The organism is Cupriavidus gilardii (genome assembly GCF_013347325.1).
GTDB lineage: Bacteria > Pseudomonadota > Gammaproteobacteria > Burkholderiales > Burkholderiaceae > Cupriavidus > Cupriavidus gilardii.
Window position 1 is genome coordinate 132,298 of record NZ_CP054626.1, and the last position, 18,476, is coordinate 150,773.

Sequence of the window (18,476 nt, forward strand, 5' to 3'; positions counted from 1 at the left end):
CGCGCCGCCGGCCAGCGCTGCGCTAGAACGTCGTGCGCAAGCCCACGCGCACGCTGCGGCCGGCCATCGGCGCGATGTCGCGCAGGATCGAGGTGGAATTGCGGGCCTCCTCGTTGGTCAGGTTGTCGCCGCGCAGGTAGAGCAGGGTTTGCGTGCGCCCGCTCTTGATCTTGTAGGTCAGCGCGACGCCCAGCATCGTGTAGGCGTCGGTCGGCGTGTCGTTGACGGGCACCCGGGTCTGCTTCGCGGCCCAGGTCAGGTCCAGGCGCGCGCCGAAGGGGCCGGCGCCGTAGACGAGCGCGCCGCCAAGACGCAGCGGCGCCAGCCGCGGCAGCGGCTCGCCGGTCTCGCGGTTCTCGCCGCGCACGTAGTCCGCCCGCGCCTCGAAGTCCAGCGTATCGCTGCCGGTCAGCAGCTTGCGGGCCAGCCGGGTCTTGCCCTCGGCCTCGAAGCCGTACAGCGTCGCCGGAATGCCGAGATAGCGCAGTTCGGGCAGGGCGTCCGCGTTGCCGGGGGCCACCAGCTCGCCTTCCTCGTTGCGCGCGTTGCCCGTCGCGGACAGCGCCAGATAGTTCGAGAAGCGGCTGTAGAAGCCGGACACACCGGCGCTGTGATCGCCCTGCTTGAAACGCAGGCCGAGGTCGACCGAGGTGGCGCGTTCCTTGTTGGCGTCTGGATTGCCCTGTTCCCAGGCGCCGGTGGCGACGTGCGGGCCGTTGGCGTACAGCTCGTAGAAGGTCGGCGCGCGCTCGGTGTAGGCGACGTTCGAGGTCAGCGACCAGGCCGGGCCGAGCTTGTACAGCAGGCCGGCCGAGGCGCTGCCGGCATTGAAGCTGCGCTTGGCATCGGCAAAGCGCTCGTTGCCGCCGGCGGTGGCCTTGATGCTGGTATGGTCGATGCGGCCGCCCAGGTTCAGCTTCAGGTTGCCGGCCGAATCCAGCGGCATTTCCTCGAACACGAACAGCGCGGCATTGTCGGTGTCGCTGCTGGGCACGAAGGCCTCCTCGCCCAGCGCGGAGAAGCGGGTCGCGCCGAACTGCGCGCCGATCACGCCGCGCATGCGGCCGATATTGCCGTGCTGCGCCTCGATGCGGGCGTCCCAGCCCTTGTTCTTGAACACCGTGCCGGTTTCGCCGCCCTCGATTTCCTTGTGCTCGTAGTCGGTATAGCCGAACTTGCCCTTGACCGATTCGAACCAGCCGCCGGTGGTGCCGGACAGGTTGCGCGCCTCGCCCTCCAGCGCGAAGCGGTCCTGCTTCATGTTCAGCCGTACCTCGTCTTCGGCCGGCGTGCCGTAGTCGTTGCGATAGGCGCTGTAGCTGGCGCCGACGAAGCCGTCGGCCCAGGTGTAGGAGCCGCCCAGCGCGCCGCCGTGCTGCTCGGCGTTGGTATTGGGCAACCGCTTGCGCACCTCGCTCTCGCCTTCCTCCAACGGCTGGCTGTTGCGCAGCCGCTCGCTGCGCGCGTAGCCGGGGATGCGCAGATCGCTGGTCTTGCGGGCGAATGCGTCGGCGTGGATCGCAAACTTGCCGTTGCCGGCCTCGATCAGGCCGCTGGCATTGCGGGCCGCGTCGCCGTCGATCGTCGCGCTCAGATCGGTGGCGCCGGTCACGCCTTCGATCGGCGCCTTGGGGATGCGGTTGTCGATCACGTTGACCACGCCGCCGATCGCGTTGCCGCCGTACATCAGCGCCGCGGGGCCGCGCACGACCTCGATGCGCTCGGCCACCAGCGGGTCGAGCGGCACCGCGTGGTCGTAGGACAGCGTGGCGGCGTCGATGCTGCTGCCGCCGTTCTGCAGCACCTTGATGCGGTCGCCATCGAGCCCGCGAATCACCGGCCGGCTCGAGTTCGGCCCGAAATAGGTCGACGACACGCCGGGCAGGCTGTTCAGCGTTTCCCCGAGCGTGCTGTTCTGGCGCACGGCCAGGTTGTCGCCCTGCAGCGTGGAGACGGCCGGCACCAGCGAGTTCAGGTCGCTGCCGAGCGGATTGGCGGTGACCACCACTTCGCCGAGGGTGGGGGCGGCGGGGGCGGCTGCCGGGGCGGCCTGGCCCCACGCGGCAGGCGCGGCCAGGCACAGCGCGACGGCGGCCAGCGGGGTCAGGCGGGCGCCGAGCCGAGGCGCGATATGTGTCAGGTGTTGTGTCGGGCTGGCCGAAGCGTCGGCGGAACGGTGTGCGGTAGTGCGTTGCAGGGTCGGATTCATGGCTCGCGATGCGAAGAACATCGTGGCGATCGGTCGCGCTCGGTGACTCGCTGCGGACTGGTGCGGCAAGGCGCGGCAAGGCAAGGCCCGCGGCGATGGCGTGGCAGTGCCGGGCCGTCGCAGGGGGAATGCCGGTCAGCGTGGTCGAACGTCGGGATCGCCGGGTCGTCAACAAGCGGCCGCAAGAGCGGCCGCGCTCAGGCGAAGGCGAGCGAAGAAGGTGGGGCGCGCGTCAGGAAGCTGCGTTGCGGCGGCAGGTGGGGCCAGCGCCAAGTGATGCCGGGCGGCACCAGCGGCTTGCCATGCGACAGCAGCGGCATCGGCGGCGTACCGCAGGCACCGAGCGCCTGCGTGGCGGCGTCGAACAGCACGCACGAATGGATCGGCGTGCGCGCGCTGTCCGGTGCATGGCTGTCGATACGGGTATCGCTGCCGGCGGAGGCGAGCGAAGTGCCGACCAGGTTCGCCGAAGCCGGGTTGCCAGACATTGGCACGGCCGGCGAGCCGCCGTGCTGGATGCGGTGAACCAGGCCGGCGTGCTGCGCCAGCAGCAGGCACAGCACCAGCCACAGGGCCCACAGCGCGCCACTCAGGCGATCCGTGCCCCGGCGCCGCAGCGCGCGCAGCAGCTCAGTGCGCATGTCCGCCATGGTGCCCGCAGTCGCACGGGGCCCCGTCGTGATCGTGATGATCGTGATCGTGATCGTGGTCGCGATGGTCGTGATCGCCCTCGTCGTCGAAGGCGTCTTCCCAACTGGGGAACGGATCGTCGTAGGCAATCCAGGCCTCGGGACCGGCGGCCATCTCGGCGTCGCTCAGCAGGCACGCGTCGAGCGCCGCTTCCAGCGCGGCGCGGTCCATGTTCTGGCCGATCAGCACCAGCTCCTGGCGCCGGTCGCCGAACGGCGCCGGCGCACCGTCGACCTGCGAGTCGGCGCGGATCGCGGCCAGTGTCTCGTCGTCCTGCGGCCAGTCGGCCGGATCGATCGCCGCCCACCAGGCCCCGGCACCGCCGTGGCGGCACACGCCGCCGGCCTGGCTCCAGCTGCCGGCCACGTCCATGCGGCTGGCCAGCCAGAAGAACCCCTTGGAGCGCAGCACGTTGCCGTGCTGGCGCAGCCATTCGGTATGGATCAGGTCGGCGAAGCGGCGCGGATGGAACGGGCGCCGACGCCGGTAGACGAAGCTGCCGATGCCGTAGGCTTCGCTCTCGGGCACATGCTCGCCGCGCAGTTCCGCCTGCCAGCCCGGCGCTGCCGCGGCCGCTTCGAAGTCGAAGCGGCCGGTGTCGAGCACCTTGTCCAGCGGCACCTTGCCGAAGCTGGCGGGCACGATCTCGGCGCGCGGATTGAGCACATGCAGCAGCGCGATCAGCCGTTCGCGTTCCGCGTCGCCGACCAGATCGATCTTGTTCAGCACGATCACGTCGCAGAACTCGACCTGCTCGATCAGCAGATCGACCACGGTGCGGTCGTCCTCGTCGTCGCGGGCCTGGCCGCGGTCGCTCAGATAATCGGCCTCGTCGAAATCCTGCAGGAAATGCGCGGCGTCGACCACGGTGACGATGGTGTCGAGCCGGGCCAGGCTGTCCAGCGCGTGGCCGTGTTCGTCTTCAAAGGTGAAGGTCTCGGCGATGGGCAGCGGTTCGGCCACGCCGGTCGATTCGACCAGCAGATAGTCGAAGCGCCCCTCGCGCGCCAGCGCCGCGATCTCGACCAGCAGATCCTCGCGCAGCGTGCAGCAGATGCAGCCGTTGGACAGCTCGACCAGCCGCTCGCCGGCCTGCGCCAGCACGCCTTCGCCGACCAGGCGCGCATCGATATTGACGTCGGCCAGATCGTTGACGATGACCGCCACGCGCTTGCCTTCGCGGTTGGCCAGCACGTGCTGCAGCAGCGTGGTCTTGCCGGCGCCGAGGAAGCCGGCCAATACGGTGACGGGAAGACGGTCGGCCATGGCGATCTAGGGTATGGGGGGCAGGCGTTGCGCCGAGGTGCGCGGCACGGCGGCCGCGCTGATGCAACAAGGTTGCGACTGTAGCAGAAATGCGCGGCCGCGGCACCCTTGCCGTGGCCTGGCGACGACGAGCGCGGCTGCGCCGTCCTGAAAAGCAAAACGGCCCGGTGTTCCGGGCCGTCGGCAGTGCGAATCGAGGGGGGCAGGCCTCAATCGCCGAACAGCTTCTGACGCAGCTCGCGGCGCTGCTGGGCTTCCAGCGACAGCGTCGCGGTCGGGCGGGCCAGCAGACGCGGCACGCCGATCGGCTCGCCGGTTTCCTCGCACCAGCCATAGTCGCCGGACTCGATGCGGGCCAGCGACTGCTCGACCTTCTTCAGCAGCTTGCGCTCGCGGTCGCGCGTGCGCAGCTCCAGGGCATGTTCTTCTTCGATCGTGGCGCGGTCCGCCGGATCCGGCACGATGACCGTTTCGCGCAGATGCTCGGTGGTCTGGTCGGCGTTCTTCAGGATTTCGTCGCGCAGCTGTTCAAGGCGGTTCTTGAAAAAGGCCAGTTGGGCCTCGTTCATGTAGTCCTTGTCGTCCATCTTCAGGATTTCAGCTTCAGTCAGAAGTTTATTGCTGCTCATGGTTGCTGCTGATTCTCTTGTTGATGCGACCGGCGGCGTCGTATTCCGCGCGGATGCAGTGTCGGTCCGCTTGCGCGGTTCGACCGTTTCACTCTGGCTGGCTGCAGTCTTGCTGCTTCGCGTGCCTCCCTTTGCCGCTCCGGTACCGGCCGGCGCCGAGCCGTTCCGGGGGGTAGGCGCAGCTTGCTGTCCCTGCGCCTTTGTCGTAGCGGCCGCAGCACCAGCGGTCTTGCTGCGGCTTTCTTTGGTTTTTGCTGCGGCTACCATGGGATCCCTTTCTCGGCGTCGGTCGACATCGGTCGGCGTCGTTGCCCCAGCGGCAACGCCCTGAAACGTTGCGGCACGAGATCCCGCGCGTTCGACGGCCATCGCACGAGCACAGCGGCCGCACCGCAGGACGGCCGTCTGATGCTGACGACTACCGCCGCCCTGCATACGACGCGGGCGGCGGCAAGACCGCGCTGCCCGCATCACATCCGGCTTATTGTACTTGAACAAATTACCAGGAGATACGGTGGAAAACCGGACCGGATATTCGGTGTTTCACCGAGCGGCGCGTACCGCGTATATCCGTGCGCAGCACCGGTGTTTCACCCGTACGGGGGCCGCATCGCGGCAAGCAGGGCGCTGGCGGTGCTGGTAACCGAGGAGCGGAGCCCGCCTCGGTCACCCAGCCATCGTCAGGCGAGGCAGTTGGCCAGGCCTTTGAGGATCGCGTCCTTGGGCAGGTCGACGCCGATAAACACCATTTTGGTGCCTGGGGTTTCATCTTCCCATTTGCCGCCGATGTCGCTGCCCATCAGCTGGTGCACGCCCTGGAATACCACCTTGCGGTCGACCCCTTCCATATAGAGCACGCCCTTGTAGCGCAGCAGCTTCTCGCCGTAGACGGTCAGGATCCCCGACAGGAATTCCTCGAGCTTGCCGTAGTGGAAGGGCTTGTCGCTGCGGAAGACGAACGAGCCGATGCGGTCGGTGTGGTGGTGATGATGGAGGTGGTTGTGGCCGTGACCGTGACCGTGACCGTGCTGGTGACCGTGGTCGTGGTCATGGCCGCAGTCGGCGCCGCAGTGCTCGCCATGCTCGTGGTCATGGTCATGGTCGTGTTCCTCGGCGCGCAGGAAGTCCGGGTCGATCTCGAGCTTGGCGTTCAGGTTGAAGCCGCGCAGGTCGAAGATCGAGTCGATCGGCGCCTCGCCGAAATGCGCGGTGCCGATCGGCGCGCGCGGATTCATCTGCAGCACGCGATGGCGCAGGTCGGCCAACTCGTCCGCCGACACCAGGTCGGCCTTGGTGATGAAGATCGCATCGGCGAAGCCGACCTGGCGCTGCGCCTCCTCCTGCTTGTCCAGCTGCTGGTTGCCGTGCTTGGCGTCGACCAGCGTGACCACGGCGTCGAGCAGATAGCGCGAGGCGATCTCGTCGTCCATGAAGAAGGTCTGTGCCACCGGGCCGGGATTGGCCACGCCGGTGGTCTCGATCACGACCCGGTCGAAATCGATCTCGCCGGCGTCGCGGCGGCCGATCAGGTCCGACAGCGCCTGCACCAGATCGCCGCGGATCGTGCAGCAGATGCAGCCGTTGCTCATCTGCACGATCTGCTCGCGGCCGTCCTGCACCAGGATCTCGTTGTCGATGTTTTCCTCGCCGAACTCGTTTTCGATCACGGCGATCTTCATGCCGTGCTGTTCGTTGAGGATGCGCTTGAGCAGCGTGGTTTTGCCGCTGCCGAGAAAGCCCGTCAGGATCGTGACCGGGATCAGTTTGGACATGTTGGTTCTCCGGGATGGGGGGAAGCGTCGGCGGCACTTTCGGTCGCACCTTCAGAGGCATCGTCGGCGGGCGCGTCGGCCACGGTGCGCGCGCCGCATTCGGCGCAGATGCCGTTGACGGTCAATTCGACGTGCTCGACCGCGAAGCCGCTCGGCACGCGCGGCGCGGCCTGCCGCGGCGGCGCGCTTTCGGCCTCGAGACAGAAGGTGCGGTCGCACCGGCTGCAATGGAAATGGCTGTGCCGGCGATGGACCTCGGCGCGCGCCGCCTCATGCTCGATCAGGCTGAAGCGGAACACGCGGTCGTTGCCGGCGCGCTTTTGCGCCAGGCCCTGCTCGACCAGCCAGTCGAGCACCCGATAGACGGTGACGCGGTCGATCGCCTCGACGCCGCCCGGAAGACGGTCGATCACGGCCTGGTGGGTCAGCGGGATGTCGCTGCCGATCAGGCACGCCAGGATGCAGACGCGCGGTTGCGTGACGCGCGCACCCAGCGCCCGGAGGCGCTCCTGTGCCGCATCGACGGCGGCCGGCAGGCTGGGAGTGGGCGAAGACATGGGGCGATTTAACCATAGTGCCCACGGAGATGCAATTCAGTTGCGAGAACGGGGGCTTGTCGAGTTCAGCGTGGCGCTGGGTCCCTGTAGTTTTGACAACGGTGCCGGAGCCGCGGCGGCAATTATGGGAAGCGCCGCCCTGCGTGCCATGGCCGGCGTCCGGGCATGCGCCGTGCTCCCGCACGATCGTTTCCACACGGGAGTGCCGCGCGCCATGTCGAATCACACCATCAGCGAAGGCTTGCCGTTTCCCCTGGGCGCCACCTGGGACGGCGACGGCGTCAACTTCGCGCTGTTCAGCGCCCATGCCAGCAAGGTCGAGTTGTGCCTGTTCGACCAGAACGGCGAACGGGAAATCGAGCGCATCGCGCTGCCCGAATACACCGACGAGGTCTGGCACGTCCGCGTGCACGGGCTGGCGCCGGGCGCGGTCTACGGCTATCGCGTGCACGGGCCCTACGATCCGGCCAACGGCCATCGCTTCAATCCGAACAAGCTGCTGCTCGACCCCTATGCCAAGGCCTATGTCGGCGAGCTGCGCTGGGACCCCGCGGTGTTCGGCTATCGGATGGGCGAGGACGACCTGAGCTTCAGCGACAGCGACAGCGCGCCCTTCATGCCGAAGTGCCAGGTCGTGGACCAGGCCTTCACCTGGGAGCACCCGTTGAGCGTACGCGTGCCGTGGGAGCGGACCATCTTCTACGAGACCCATGTCAGGGGCTATACCAAACGCCATCCGGTGGTACCGGAGGCGATGCGCGGCACCTTCGAGGGACTAGGCCAGCGTGCGGTGATCGACCATATCAAGGCGCTGGGCGTGACATCGATCGAGCTGCTGCCGATCCACGCCTTCCTGAACGACAGCCATCTGCTCGACAAGGGCCTGACCAACTACTGGGGCTACAACACGATCGGCTTCTTCGCGCCGGATCCGCGCTTCTTCGCGCGCGGGCCGGGCGCCGTCGGGGAACTGAAGCAGATGATCGACCGCTTTCACGAGGCGGGGCTCGAGATCATCCTCGACGTGGTCTACAACCATACCGCCGAAGGCAGCGAACTGGGCGCGACGCTGTCGTTCCGCGGCATCGACAACCTGTCCTACTACCGGCTGATGCCGGACGACAAGCGCTACTACATCAATGACACCGGTACCGGCAACACGCTGAACCTGTCGCATCCGCGCGTGCTGCAGATGGTGATGGACAGCCTGCGCTACTGGGTCACCGAGATGCAGGTCGACGGCTTCCGCTTCGACCTGGCCACGATCCTCGGCCGCGAGCCAGGCGGCTTCGACTATGGCAGCGGCTTCCTGAAGGCGTGCCGGCAGGATCCGATCCTGTCCAGCGTCAAGCTGATCGCCGAGCCGTGGGACTGCGGCCCGGGCGGCTACCAGGTCGGCGGCTTTCCGGCCGGATGGGCCGAGTGGAACGACAGGTTCCGTGACTCGGTGCGCGACTTCTGGCGCGGCGAGGAGGGCGTCGCGCCGGAACTGGCGGCGCGGGTCACCGCCTCCGGCGACAAGTTCAACCACAGCGGGCGCCGGCCGTGGGCCAGCGTCAACTTCATCACCGCGCACGATGGCTTCACGCTGCACGACCTGGTCTCGTACAACGACAAGCACAACGATGCCAACGGCGAGGACAACAACGACGGCACCAGCGACAACCGCTCGTGGAACTGCGGCGCCGAAGGGCCGACCGACGACCCCGATATCGTCGAGCTGCGCGAGCGCCAGAAGCGCAATCTGCTGGCCACGCTGCTGTTCTCGCAGGGTACGCCGATGATGGTGGCCGGCGACGAGTTCGGCCGCACCCAGCAGGGCAACAACAACGCCTACTGCCAGGACAACGACATCAGCTGGGTCGACTGGGACATCGACGAGCGCGGCCGCGCGCTGATCGAATTCGTGCGCAAGCTGACCGCGCTGCGGCGTGCGTTGCCGGTGCTGCGGCGCGGCCGCTTCCTGACCGGCGAGTTCGACGAGGAGCTTGGCGTGGCCGACGTCAAGTGGATCAGCGCCGCCGGCGACGAACTGACGCCGGAACACTGGGACGACGCCTCGATGCGCTGCTTCGGCCTGGTCATCGACGGCCGCGCGCGCGCCACCGGCATCCGCCGTCCGGCCTCGGAGGCGACGCTGCTGCTGGTGTTCAACGCCTATCACGACATGGTCGAGTTCACCCTGCCGCAGATCCCCGGCAGCGACCAGTGGACCTGCCTGATCGACACCAACATGCCGGTGCGCGAGGAGCTGCCGGAGTTCTCGTCCGGCGACGTCTACCAGGTCACCGGGCGCTCGGTGTTGCTGTTCGCGCTCGAGGCGCGCGGCTCGACGCGGCGCGTGTTCGAACGGCTGGAAGGCGTGCTGACGGAGGAAGCGCAACCGGGCGCCGGCAGCCACTGACATCGAGCCGGCACCGCCCGGGGCAAGCGGCGCGCCGTGCGCTTCTGCCCGGGTATTTCCTGATATTTGACGCAAGTCGCCGTTGATAGCATGGCGGCTCCAAGCCGCGGCCTCCGGTGAGGCGGCCCACGCCGCCACGGCGGCTGGGCGGCATGGCAGTCTGCACGACGGGAAGTCGGGGAAATCAGGAGAAATAATGAAACACGTTGCAAAAACCGTGGCCGCCGCCCTTGCGGCCGCCGCACTGGCGCTGCCTGGCGTGGTACAGGCGCAGGACTATCCGGGCAGCCGGCCGGTTTCGGCCGTGGTGCCGTTCGCCGCGGGCGGTCCGACCGACAAGGTGGCGCGCGAACTGGCGCAGGTCATGTCCAAGCATCTGGGCGCGACCATCGTGATCGAAAACCTCGGCGGCGCCGGCGGCACGATCGGCGCGAAGAAGGTGGCCCAGTCTAAGAACGACGGCCACACCGTGCTGATCCACCATATCGGCATGTCGACTGCGCCGGCGCTGTACCGCAATCTGGGCTTCGATCCGCTGAAGGACTTCGAGTACATCGGCGAAATCGCCGACGTGCCGATGGTGCTGGTCGGCAACAAGAACCTGCCGCCGAACACGCTGAAGGACCTGCTGCCGTACATCAAGGCCAACGCCAGCAAGCTGTCGCTCGCCAACGCCGGCATCGGCTCGGCCTCGCACCTGTGCGGCCTGCTGTTCCAGAGCGCGATCCAGACCGAGCTGACCACGGTTCCGTACAAGGGCACCGCGCCGGCGCTGACCGATATCCTGGGCGGCCAGGTCAACCTGATGTGCGACCAGACCACCAATATCGCCGGCCAGCTCAAGGCCAACGCGCTCAAGCCCTATGCCGCGATGCAGCCGCGCCGCGTCGAGGCGTTCAAGGACATCCCGACCGCGGCCGAGCAGGGCCTGTCGAACATCGAAGTCAAGATCTGGCACGCGATGTACGCCCCGAAGGGCACGCCGCAGCCGGTGATCGAGAAGCTGTCGGCGGCGCTGCAGAAGTCGGTGACCGACCCGGGCTTCCGCGCCAAGATGGCCGAGCTGGGCGCCGAAGCGGTGCCGGCCCAGCGCGCCACGCCGGATTCGCTGAAGACCTTCCTCGGCAACGAAATCAACAAGTGGACCCCGGTGATTCGCAAGGCCGGCGTCTATGCGGACTGAGTCGAGGCGACGCTGACCGATTCGCCGCCGCTGCGTTCCGCGCAGCGCGGCGGCGGAACGGCATCCGAGGCCACGCGGCAGCGCGTGGCCTTTTTGTTTTTGCATGGTGGAAAGCTGCGCGCCTGCGCTGACGGGGGCCGGGGCAGCCGAGGCAAGGGGCCGCTGCGGCCATCTATATTGAGGAGACGCGCGCGGAGCGGCGACGAATGCGCCTCGTCCGCACTGTCGGCGCCCGCCCTTGAATTCCGTCAGGCCGTCGCCAAGTAGCTGCCTGAACCCAACTCAGAAGCCACCATGGAACAGTATCACGGCACTACCATCGTCAGCGTCCGGCGCGGCAACCAGGTTGCCCTGGGCGGTGACGGTCAGGTCACTCTCGGCAATATCGTGATGAAGGGCACCGCACGCAAGGTGCGCCGCATCTACAACGGCAAGGTGCTGGTGGGCTTCGCCGGCAGCACCGCCGACGCGTTCTCGCTGCTGGACCGCTTCGAGGCCAAGCTGGAGAAGTACCAGGGCAATCTGACGCGCGCCGCGGTCGATCTGGCCAAGGACTGGCGTTCCGATCGCGCGCTGCGCCGGCTCGAGGCGATGCTGATCACCGCCGACCGCGACACCACGCTGGTGATCACCGGCAACGGCGACGTGCTCGATCCCGAAGGCGGCATTGCGGCGATCGGCTCGGGCGGCGCCTATGCGCAGTCGGCCGCCAAGGCGCTGATGGAGAACACCGAGCTCTCGCCCAAGGACGTGGTCGAGAAATCGCTGCGCATCGCCGGCGAACTGTGCATCTACACCAATACCAATTTCGTCATCGAGACGCTCGAGTGAGCGTCCGCATCACGCTTTCCCGCACGTGACGCCCGCCGGGCGCACCACCGCGCGGCAGTGCGCCGTGGCGGCGCCCTGACCGGCCCTCATTGAACGGATACCCGGATACCGAGACCCATGTCCCACACCATGACTCCGTCGGAAATCGTTTCCGAGCTCGACAAGCACATCATTGGCCAGAACAAGGCCAAGAAGGCCGTCGCGGTGGCGCTGCGCAACCGCTGGCGTCGCCAGCAGGTGGCCGACCCGCTGCGCCAGGAAATCACGCCGAAGAACATCCTGATGATCGGCCCGACCGGCGTCGGCAAGACCGAGATCGCGCGCCGCCTGGCCAAGCTGGCCGATGCACCCTTCATCAAGATCGAAGCCACCAAGTTCACCGAGGTCGGCTATGTCGGCCGCGACGTCGACACCATCGTGCGCGACCTGGTCGAAATGGCGATCAAGCAGACGCGCGAATCCGAGATGAAGAAGGTGCGCACCAAGGCCGAGGATGCGGCCGAGGACCGCCTGCTCGACGTGCTGCTGCCGCCGCCGCGCGACATCGGCTTCGCCCAGCCCGAGGAAAAGGATTCCAACACCCGCCTGGTCTTCCGCAAGAAGCTGCGCGAGGGACAGCTCGACGACAAGGAAGTCGAGCTCGAACTGGCGGCCGCGGTGCCGAGCCTGGACATCATGGGCCCGCCGGGCATGGAAGACATGACCGAGCAGCTGCGCAGCATGTTTGCCGGCCTGGGCCAGGGCAAGAAGCTGCGCCGCAAGATGAAGGTCAAGGAAGCGTTCAAGCAGCTGATCGACGAGGAGGCGGCCAAGCTGGTCAATGACGACGACCTGAAGCAGAAGGCGCTGGCCAATGTCGAGCAGAACGGCATCGTGTTCCTCGACGAGATCGACAAGATCGCCAGCCGCAGCGAACTGGGCGGCGGCGAGGTGTCGCGCCAGGGCGTGCAGCGCGACCTGCTGCCGCTGGTCGAGGGCACCACGGTCAGCACCAAGTACGGCATGGTGCGGACCGACCATATCCTGTTCATCGCCTCGGGCGCGTTCCACCTGTCCAAGCCGAGCGACCTGATCCCCGAGCTGCAGGGCCGCTTCCCGATCCGGGTCGAACTCGAGTCGCTGTCGGTGGCCGACTTCGAGGCCATCCTGACGCAGACCGACGCCAGCCTGACCAAGCAGTACCAGGCGCTGCTGGCGACCGAGCAGGTCGACCTGGTATTCGCGCCGGACGGCATCCGCCGGCTGGCGGAGATCGCCCACTCGGTCAACGAGAAGGTCGAGAACATCGGCGCGCGCCGGCTGTACACGGTGATGGAGCGCCTCCTCGAGGACCTGTCGTTCCACGCCACCCGCTCGAGCGGCGAGACCGTGACGATCGACGCGGCCTATGTCGACGAACGGCTCGGCGATCTGTCGGCCAACGAGGACCTGTCGCGCTACGTGCTGTAAGCCAGGGCGCGATCCCCGAAAGCCGCACACCGAAGTGCGCCTTCTCAGCGATGAGAAGGCGCATTTTTTTCGCCCTCTGTCGTCTCGTCGTGACGTGCCCGCCTCATGTGGGAATCGTCTTACTCCCCTTTCGGAAGCCCCCGCCTGCTTGCAAAAGCGCACGCCACATAACCTTCATATACGACGAGACAGCAAGGCGGACGCCACCGTCGGGCCTTGCGACCTCTCACCGTTTGATGACGACAGGAGCGCGACATGATGAAGAAATGGCTGTCTGCTGCAGTGTGTTCGATGATGGTTGCCGCACCGGCAGGGTTTGCGCTGGCGCAGAGCGCGCCGTCCGGTGCCCGCGCCGACTATGACGCCGCCGTCTCGCGGGCCGACGCCGACTACAAGAACGCGAAGACCCGTTGTGACGCCATGAAGGACAACGCCGAGGACGTTTGCGAGGCCGAGGCCAAGCGCGACCGCGACGTGGCGAAGGCCGAAGCCGAGGCGCGCCGCGATGGCACCGAGGCGGCACGTGCCAAGGTCCTGAAGGTCAAGGCCGACCGCGAGTACGAAGTCGCGAAGGAACGCTGCGACGACAAGAAGGGCAACGACAAGGACGTTTGCGTAAAGGAAGCCAAGACGGCGCATGAGAAGGCGCTGGGCGAGGCCAAGACGACCCGCGCGGCTGCCGGCGGCGGCACGCGCACCGATGTCGCCGAGGCGCGCCGCGAGGCCCGCAAGGACACCAGCGACGCGGCCTACAAGGCGGACAAGGAGAAGTGCGACGCGATGTCGGGCGACGCCAAGGACCGCTGCGAGGCCGACGTCAAGGCGAAGTACAACCGCTGATCGATGCGCAACGGGCCGGCCGCGGCTGACGCGGCCGGTGCCATCTGTGCACGGCGAGCGAAGTCGCGAACGTATCCATCCACATTGAGGAGCAGATCATGAACTGGGACCAGATCGAAGGGAAATGGGAGCAGGCCAAGGGCAAGGTCAAGGAGAAGTGGGGCCAGCTCACCGATGACGATCTCACGCAGATCAACGGCAAGCGCGATCAGCTGGCCGGCAAGATCCAGGAGCGCTATGGCTACACCAAGGAGCGCGCCGAGGAAGAAATGCGGGAGTGGGAGCGCGACACCCGGTGGTGATGGCCGCCCGGTGACATCCGTTGACGGCAGGTAAGCCAGGTAAGCGTTGGTAAGCAGGCTGGCACGGCCGCCGCGACGATGAGAAGCTTGCGCCTCGTTGGGCTGCAGTATGGCCGTAAGCAGGAGGTCAGAATGAAGCATATCGGTTGGATGTCGGCAGGCGTGCTGGCCGGACTGGCGGGGGCGACGGCGTTCCTGTGCGCCGTGCCCGACCGCGGCGAAGCCACGCGCATCGATGCGGCCACGGGCGACGGCAAGGTCAAGGTCTCGCACGCGGTGTTCGTCAGCGAGTCCGCCGAGTACGGCGCACGCTCGAACCGGCATGCGTTCGATGCGCTGCGGGTGGGTACCAGCGGCATGACCGGCACGACGGACATGGCCGATCGTGCGGCCAACGGCGGCGATGACCTCGGCTGGGACTACGTGCAGCTGCGCCTGTGAAGCGGCGCGCGGCGGTGGCCGTGATGCGATACGGCAAGGGCCTGCGAATGCAGGCCCTTTTTACGTTCGCGCGCCTAGCGCGAGACCGGCCGCTTGGCGAGCTTGCGTTGCAGCGTGCGCCGATGCATGTTCAGCGCGCGCGCGGTCGCCGAGATGTTGCCGCCGTGTTCGGCCAGCACGCGCTGGATGTGCTCCCACTCCAGCCGCGGCACCGACAACGGCAGCGGATCCTCGAGCGCGGCCTCGGCAGCCTCTTCCGAGATGCCGGACTTGAGCGCGGCCAGGATCGAATCGACATTGGCCGGCTTGGCCAGATATTCGTCGGCGCCCTGTTTGACCGCCGCCACCGCGGTGGCGATGCTGGCGTAGCCGGTCAGCACCAGGATGCGCGCGCGCGGCAGCATCGCCCGCAGTGGCGCCACCAGCTGCAGCCCGGAGTCGGCGGGCGCGGTTACGCCGGCCGCGGGGCCGGCGGCCAGATGCAGGTCCAGCGTGACATAGCGGAACGCGGTCTTCTCGGCGAGCGCCAGCGCCTGTTGGCGGTTGCGCGCGACGTCGACCGCGAAGCCGCGCCGCGACAGCGCGCGTGCCAGCGTGTCGGAGAACACCGGGTCGTCGTCGATCACCAGGAAGGGCGCGCCGGCGTCGGCGTTGTCGGCGGCAGCGGAGGAAAGGGAAGCGGTCGACGTCAGGTTCATGCCGGATGCTCCAGGGAATCGCTGATTGCCGGCAGCCGCAGCTCGGCCACGGTGCCGCCTTCGGGACGGTCCTGCCACAGCAGCCGTCCACCTATCTGGCGCGCCACGCTCTGCGCCAGATAGGTGCCGATGCCTTGGCCGCCGTGCGTGCTCGCCACCGGCGCCTCGCCGAGCCGCGCGCGCAGCGCCGCGGGCATGCCGGTGCCGTGGTCGATCACGCGCAGCACGAGTTCGCTCGGACCGCTCCGCCGATCGAGCGCGATCGCCAGCTTCAGCGGCAAATCGCCGCGTCCGGCGGCCTGCTGGCTGCGGGCGGCGTTGTCGAGCAGGATCGTCAGCATCTGCCCGGTCCGCGCCGGCTCGATCGGCACGCCGGCGGCATCCGGGGCGATCGCGGTGTCGACGCGCGCCTGCGGATGGCGCAGTTGCCAGCCGTCGGCGAAGGCGGGCAGCCAATGTCCGACCGGCTGCAGCGCACCGCCGCGGTTTGCTTCGCGCAATCGCGCCAGGATGCCGCGGCATAGCGCCAACTGCTGTTCGACGGTATTCAGGTCGGGCAGATAGTCGCGTATCGCGGTACCGCCGCGGGCCGCGTCGGCCGCGTCGGCGCGCAGCTCGCCGGCGATCACGGCGAGCGTCGACAGCGGCGTGCCGATCTCGTGCGCGACGGTCGCGGCCTGGGCGTTCAGCGACTCGACCCGCGCCTCGCGCAGCAGCCGTTCGCGCGCATCGGCCAGTTGCGCCTCGCGTTCGCGCAGCACGCCGGACAGCCGCGCGACGAACAGCGCGATCATCACGGCGCTGGCGACGAAATTGAGCCACATGCCGACCAGATGGTAGACCACCGCGTTGTCCGGGTCGTGCAGGTGCAGGGGCACGTACTCAAACAGCATCAGCGAATAGCAGGCCAGCGCGTACAGCGCCAGCGCGACCACCTGGCGCCACGGCACGATGGCGGCCGCCAGCGCCAATCCCGGCAGATAGAAGGAGACGAAGGGGTTGGTAGCGCCGCCGGTGAAGAACAGGATCGCCGACAGCGCGGTCAGGTCGACCAGCAGCTGTCCCATCAATTCGGCATCGCCCGGCACCGAGCCGGCGCGCGCATGCTGGCGCAGCCGCCAGGCGGTCAGCAGATTGAACAGCGCCTGCAGCGCGAAGATCGTCAGCAGCGGGCGATAGGGCAGTTGCAGCGCCGCCAGCGTCTCGGCCCAGGCCAGCAGCAGCCCCTGTCCGCCGAGGATGGCCCAGCGCAGCCAGTACACGCGGCGCAGGCTCAGCAGGCTGTCCGCGCCGAGGCCTTGCGCGCGCAGGGAATCGCCTCCGGGTGAGGCGGCGTGGGCGGTCATCGTCATGCCGCGAGTGTAGCAACGGCGCCGCCACCGGCCGGCTCGTGCGACACCATGCCGCATTGGTCACGCGGCGGGGCGCTGCCAGACTGGCGGATTGCATCGCGTGGGTCTCCATGGCGTGTTCATGCCCGCCGTGACCCCGCCGCGGTTCATGGTCTAATCGCGCTGTTACGGGGCCATTTACCCGACCATCTACCCGACCATTTACACGACCGGTCACACGACTGTTTGCACGACCATTCACGCGGACTTCCCGCCTCCGCCAAACCGCCTCGATTGAACGAATTGCACCGAGAAAGGATAGAGATGCAAGCCAAGCTGTTCGCCGCCGCCGCTGCATGCTGCGCGCTGTTTTCCACCGCTGCCTCCGCGCAGATCGACATCCGCAACGCATGGGCGCGCGGCACCGTGCCGGCGCAGACCGCCACCGGCGTCTTCATGACGCTGCACGCGCACCAGAACGCGCGCCTGGTCGGCGTGTCGACGCCCGTGGCGACGACCGCCGAGGTGCACGAGATGAAGATGGAAGGCAACGTGATGCGGATGCGCGCGCTTGACGCGCTGCCGTTGCCGAAAATGGAGGACGTCGAGCTCAAGCCCGGCGGCTACCACGTGATGCTGCTGGGCTTGAAGGCGCCGCTGAACGTCGGCGACAAGGTGCCGGTGACGCTGAAGTTCGAGCAGGGCGGCAAGCTGATCGAACAGCGCGTCGACGCCGAAGTGCGCGGGCTGACCGCGCCGGCTCACGGCGGCGGCGCCGCGGCCAATCACAAGCACTGACGTCACGCTTCGCCGCAACGCCAGCGGATCGCACCGGCGCGAAGCGGGCCGATCCGCGGTCGAACCGCCGGGTATCAACCGCGCAGGCTGATCGCCTCGTCCAGCCCCTGGCCCGCGCCGACCGCCAGCAGCCGCTCGCGCAGCCACGCATGGCCCGGATCGGCATCGTTGCGCTCGTGCCAGATCGCGCTGAAGGTGAAGCCCGGAAACGCGAACGGCGGCTCGAACACCGCGAAGCGCGGGTCGTCCTCCAGCGCCGCCAGGCTGCGGCGCGCCGTGGTCAGGACAAGATTGGTGCCGGCGATCAGCGCCGGCGCGACGCTCCAGTGCGGCACCACGCAGGCGATCTTGCGGCGCCCGCCATGCTTGGCGATCGCGGCATCGATCGGATCGACCTTTGCGTTGTGGGCGGCCACCAGCACGTGCGAGCGCGCCAGGTAGGCGACCTGGTCCAGCCGCCCGTGGTCGCGCACCGTCGCGGCATCGACCGCGCAGCCGTACTCCTCCTGGAACAGCGCGGCCATCTTGACGCCTTCGGGCTGATAGACGAATACGCCCAGCGCCAGATCGATCTCGCCATCGGCCACCTGCGCCGACATTGCTTCGCGGCTGCCCTGCGTCACCACCAGCTCGATGCCCGGCGCCGCCTTGCGCACCGCGCGCAGCAGATTGGGCAGCACCACCATCGCGCCGTAGTCCGACATTGCCAGCCGGAAGGTGCGCCTGGCCGTCGCCGGCTGGAAGCCGGATGGACCGAGCAGGATGCGCACCTGCGCCAGCGCCTCGGCGAGCGGACCGGACAGTTCGTGCGCCCGCGCGGTCAGCACCAGCCCGCCCTGGCCGCGCACCAGCAAGGGGTCGTCCAGCAGCTGGCGCAGACGGGCCAGCGCGTGGCTGACCGCCGGCTGGCTCAGATGCAGCCGCAGCGCGGCGCGGGAAATATGACGCTCGGCCAGCAGGGCCTCGAGCACGACCAGCAGGTTCAGGTCGACGTTGCGCAGATTATTCATGCGGCGAATATTAAACGTTAGAAACCAGAATTGGAAATCCATCCGGCGTAGGGGCAGACTGGCCCA

Annotated in this window: 17 protein-coding genes; 8 read left to right on the plus strand and 9 right to left on the minus strand. The window is 67.9% G+C overall.

Annotated elements, in window-relative coordinates; translation table 11 throughout:
- Positions 1-22: 22 nt before the first annotated feature.
- The 6 genes from FOB47_RS10820 to FOB47_RS10845 all read right to left on the minus strand — a co-directional run bounded on the left by FOB47_RS10820 (position 23) and on the right by FOB47_RS10845 (position 7,123).
- Positions 23-2,209, minus strand: a complete 2,187-nt coding sequence (locus FOB47_RS10820) for a TonB-dependent receptor (RefSeq protein ID WP_174781061.1) — start codon at positions 2,207-2,209, stop codon at positions 23-25.
- A 197-nt stretch (positions 2,210-2,406) separates the two neighbouring features.
- On the minus strand, positions 2,407-2,850 hold the full coding sequence (locus FOB47_RS10825) for a hypothetical protein (RefSeq protein WP_174781062.1): 444 nt from the start codon (positions 2,848-2,850) through the stop codon (positions 2,407-2,409).
- The gene (gene zigA / locus FOB47_RS10830) at positions 2,840-4,165 is read right to left on the minus strand and encodes a zinc metallochaperone GTPase ZigA (RefSeq protein WP_174781063.1); all 1,326 of its coding nucleotides are present in this window, start codon (positions 4,163-4,165) and stop codon (positions 2,840-2,842) included. Before zigA ends, FOB47_RS10825 begins: the two co-directional genes overlap by 11 nt.
- A gap of 209 nt (positions 4,166-4,374) precedes the next feature.
- Positions 4,375-5,061, minus strand: coding sequence for an RNA polymerase-binding protein DksA (gene dksA, locus FOB47_RS26160; RefSeq protein ID WP_023264981.1), 687 nt, complete (start codon positions 5,059-5,061; stop codon positions 4,375-4,377).
- 413 nt (positions 5,062-5,474) lie between these two features.
- A complete protein-coding gene (locus FOB47_RS10840) occupies positions 5,475-6,566 on the minus strand; it encodes a CobW family GTP-binding protein (RefSeq protein WP_174781064.1) in 1,092 nt (363 codons plus the stop codon).
- Entirely contained in the window at positions 6,554-7,123 is a 570-nt protein-coding gene (locus tag FOB47_RS10845) for a Fur family transcriptional regulator (RefSeq protein WP_174781065.1), read from the minus strand. The genes FOB47_RS10840 and FOB47_RS10845 overlap by 13 nt, the downstream gene beginning before the upstream one ends.
- 214 nt (positions 7,124-7,337) lie before the next feature.
- On the opposite strand from FOB47_RS10845, the gene glgX reads away from it, so the two are divergent.
- The 7 genes from glgX (at position 7,338) to FOB47_RS10880 (ending at position 14,573) form a co-directional block, all read left to right on the plus strand.
- The gene (gene glgX / locus FOB47_RS10850) at positions 7,338-9,527 is read left to right on the plus strand and encodes a glycogen debranching protein GlgX (protein ID WP_174781066.1); all 2,190 of its coding nucleotides are present in this window, start codon (positions 7,338-7,340) and stop codon (positions 9,525-9,527) included.
- 196 nt (positions 9,528-9,723) lie between these two features.
- The gene (locus FOB47_RS10855) at positions 9,724-10,710 is read left to right on the plus strand and encodes a tripartite tricarboxylate transporter substrate-binding protein (protein ID WP_064574951.1); all 987 of its coding nucleotides are present in this window, start codon (positions 9,724-9,726) and stop codon (positions 10,708-10,710) included.
- Between the two features lie 294 nt (positions 10,711-11,004).
- Positions 11,005-11,541 carry an ATP-dependent protease subunit HslV gene (gene hslV, locus FOB47_RS10860; protein WP_053820902.1) on the plus strand — a complete coding sequence of 179 codons (537 nt, stop codon included), beginning with the start codon at positions 11,005-11,007 and terminating at the stop codon, positions 11,539-11,541.
- A 117-nt stretch (positions 11,542-11,658) separates the two neighbouring features.
- Complete coding sequence (hslU, locus tag FOB47_RS10865) at positions 11,659-12,990, plus strand: ATP-dependent protease ATPase subunit HslU (protein WP_174781067.1); 1,332 nt, start codon at positions 11,659-11,661, stop codon at positions 12,988-12,990.
- A 255-nt stretch (positions 12,991-13,245) separates the two neighbouring features.
- Positions 13,246-13,830, plus strand: a complete 585-nt coding sequence (locus FOB47_RS10870) for a hypothetical protein (protein ID WP_006576302.1) — start codon at positions 13,246-13,248, stop codon at positions 13,828-13,830.
- 98 nt (positions 13,831-13,928) lie between these two features.
- On the plus strand, positions 13,929-14,132 hold the full coding sequence (locus tag FOB47_RS10875) for a CsbD family protein (RefSeq protein WP_023264984.1): 204 nt from the start codon (positions 13,929-13,931) through the stop codon (positions 14,130-14,132).
- A 132-nt stretch (positions 14,133-14,264) separates the two neighbouring features.
- A complete protein-coding gene (locus FOB47_RS10880; protein WP_174781068.1) occupies positions 14,265-14,573 on the plus strand; it encodes a hypothetical protein in 309 nt (102 codons plus the stop codon).
- A 74-nt stretch (positions 14,574-14,647) separates the two neighbouring features.
- Here the strand turns inward: FOB47_RS10880 and FOB47_RS10885 are convergent, their stop codons facing one another.
- Both FOB47_RS10885 and FOB47_RS10890 read right to left on the minus strand, forming a co-directional pair.
- On the minus strand, positions 14,648-15,271 hold the full coding sequence (locus tag FOB47_RS10885) for a response regulator transcription factor (RefSeq protein WP_174781069.1): 624 nt from the start codon (positions 15,269-15,271) through the stop codon (positions 14,648-14,650).
- The gene (locus tag FOB47_RS10890; RefSeq protein WP_174781070.1) at positions 15,268-16,623 is read right to left on the minus strand and encodes an ATP-binding protein; all 1,356 of its coding nucleotides are present in this window, start codon (positions 16,621-16,623) and stop codon (positions 15,268-15,270) included. The genes FOB47_RS10885 and FOB47_RS10890 overlap by 4 nt, the downstream gene beginning before the upstream one ends.
- Positions 16,624-16,926: 303 nt before the next feature.
- Between FOB47_RS10890 and FOB47_RS10895 the strand changes: the two genes are divergently transcribed.
- Entirely contained in the window at positions 16,927-17,400 is a 474-nt protein-coding gene (locus FOB47_RS10895) for a copper chaperone PCu(A)C (RefSeq protein ID WP_174781071.1), read from the plus strand.
- A gap of 74 nt (positions 17,401-17,474) precedes the next feature.
- On the opposite strand, the gene FOB47_RS10900 is transcribed toward FOB47_RS10895, so the two are convergent.
- Positions 17,475-18,410: a LysR family transcriptional regulator gene (locus FOB47_RS10900; protein WP_174781072.1), complete on the minus strand. Its 936-nt coding sequence runs from the start codon at positions 18,408-18,410 to the stop codon at positions 17,475-17,477.
- Between the last annotated feature and the right edge of the window lie 66 nt (positions 18,411-18,476).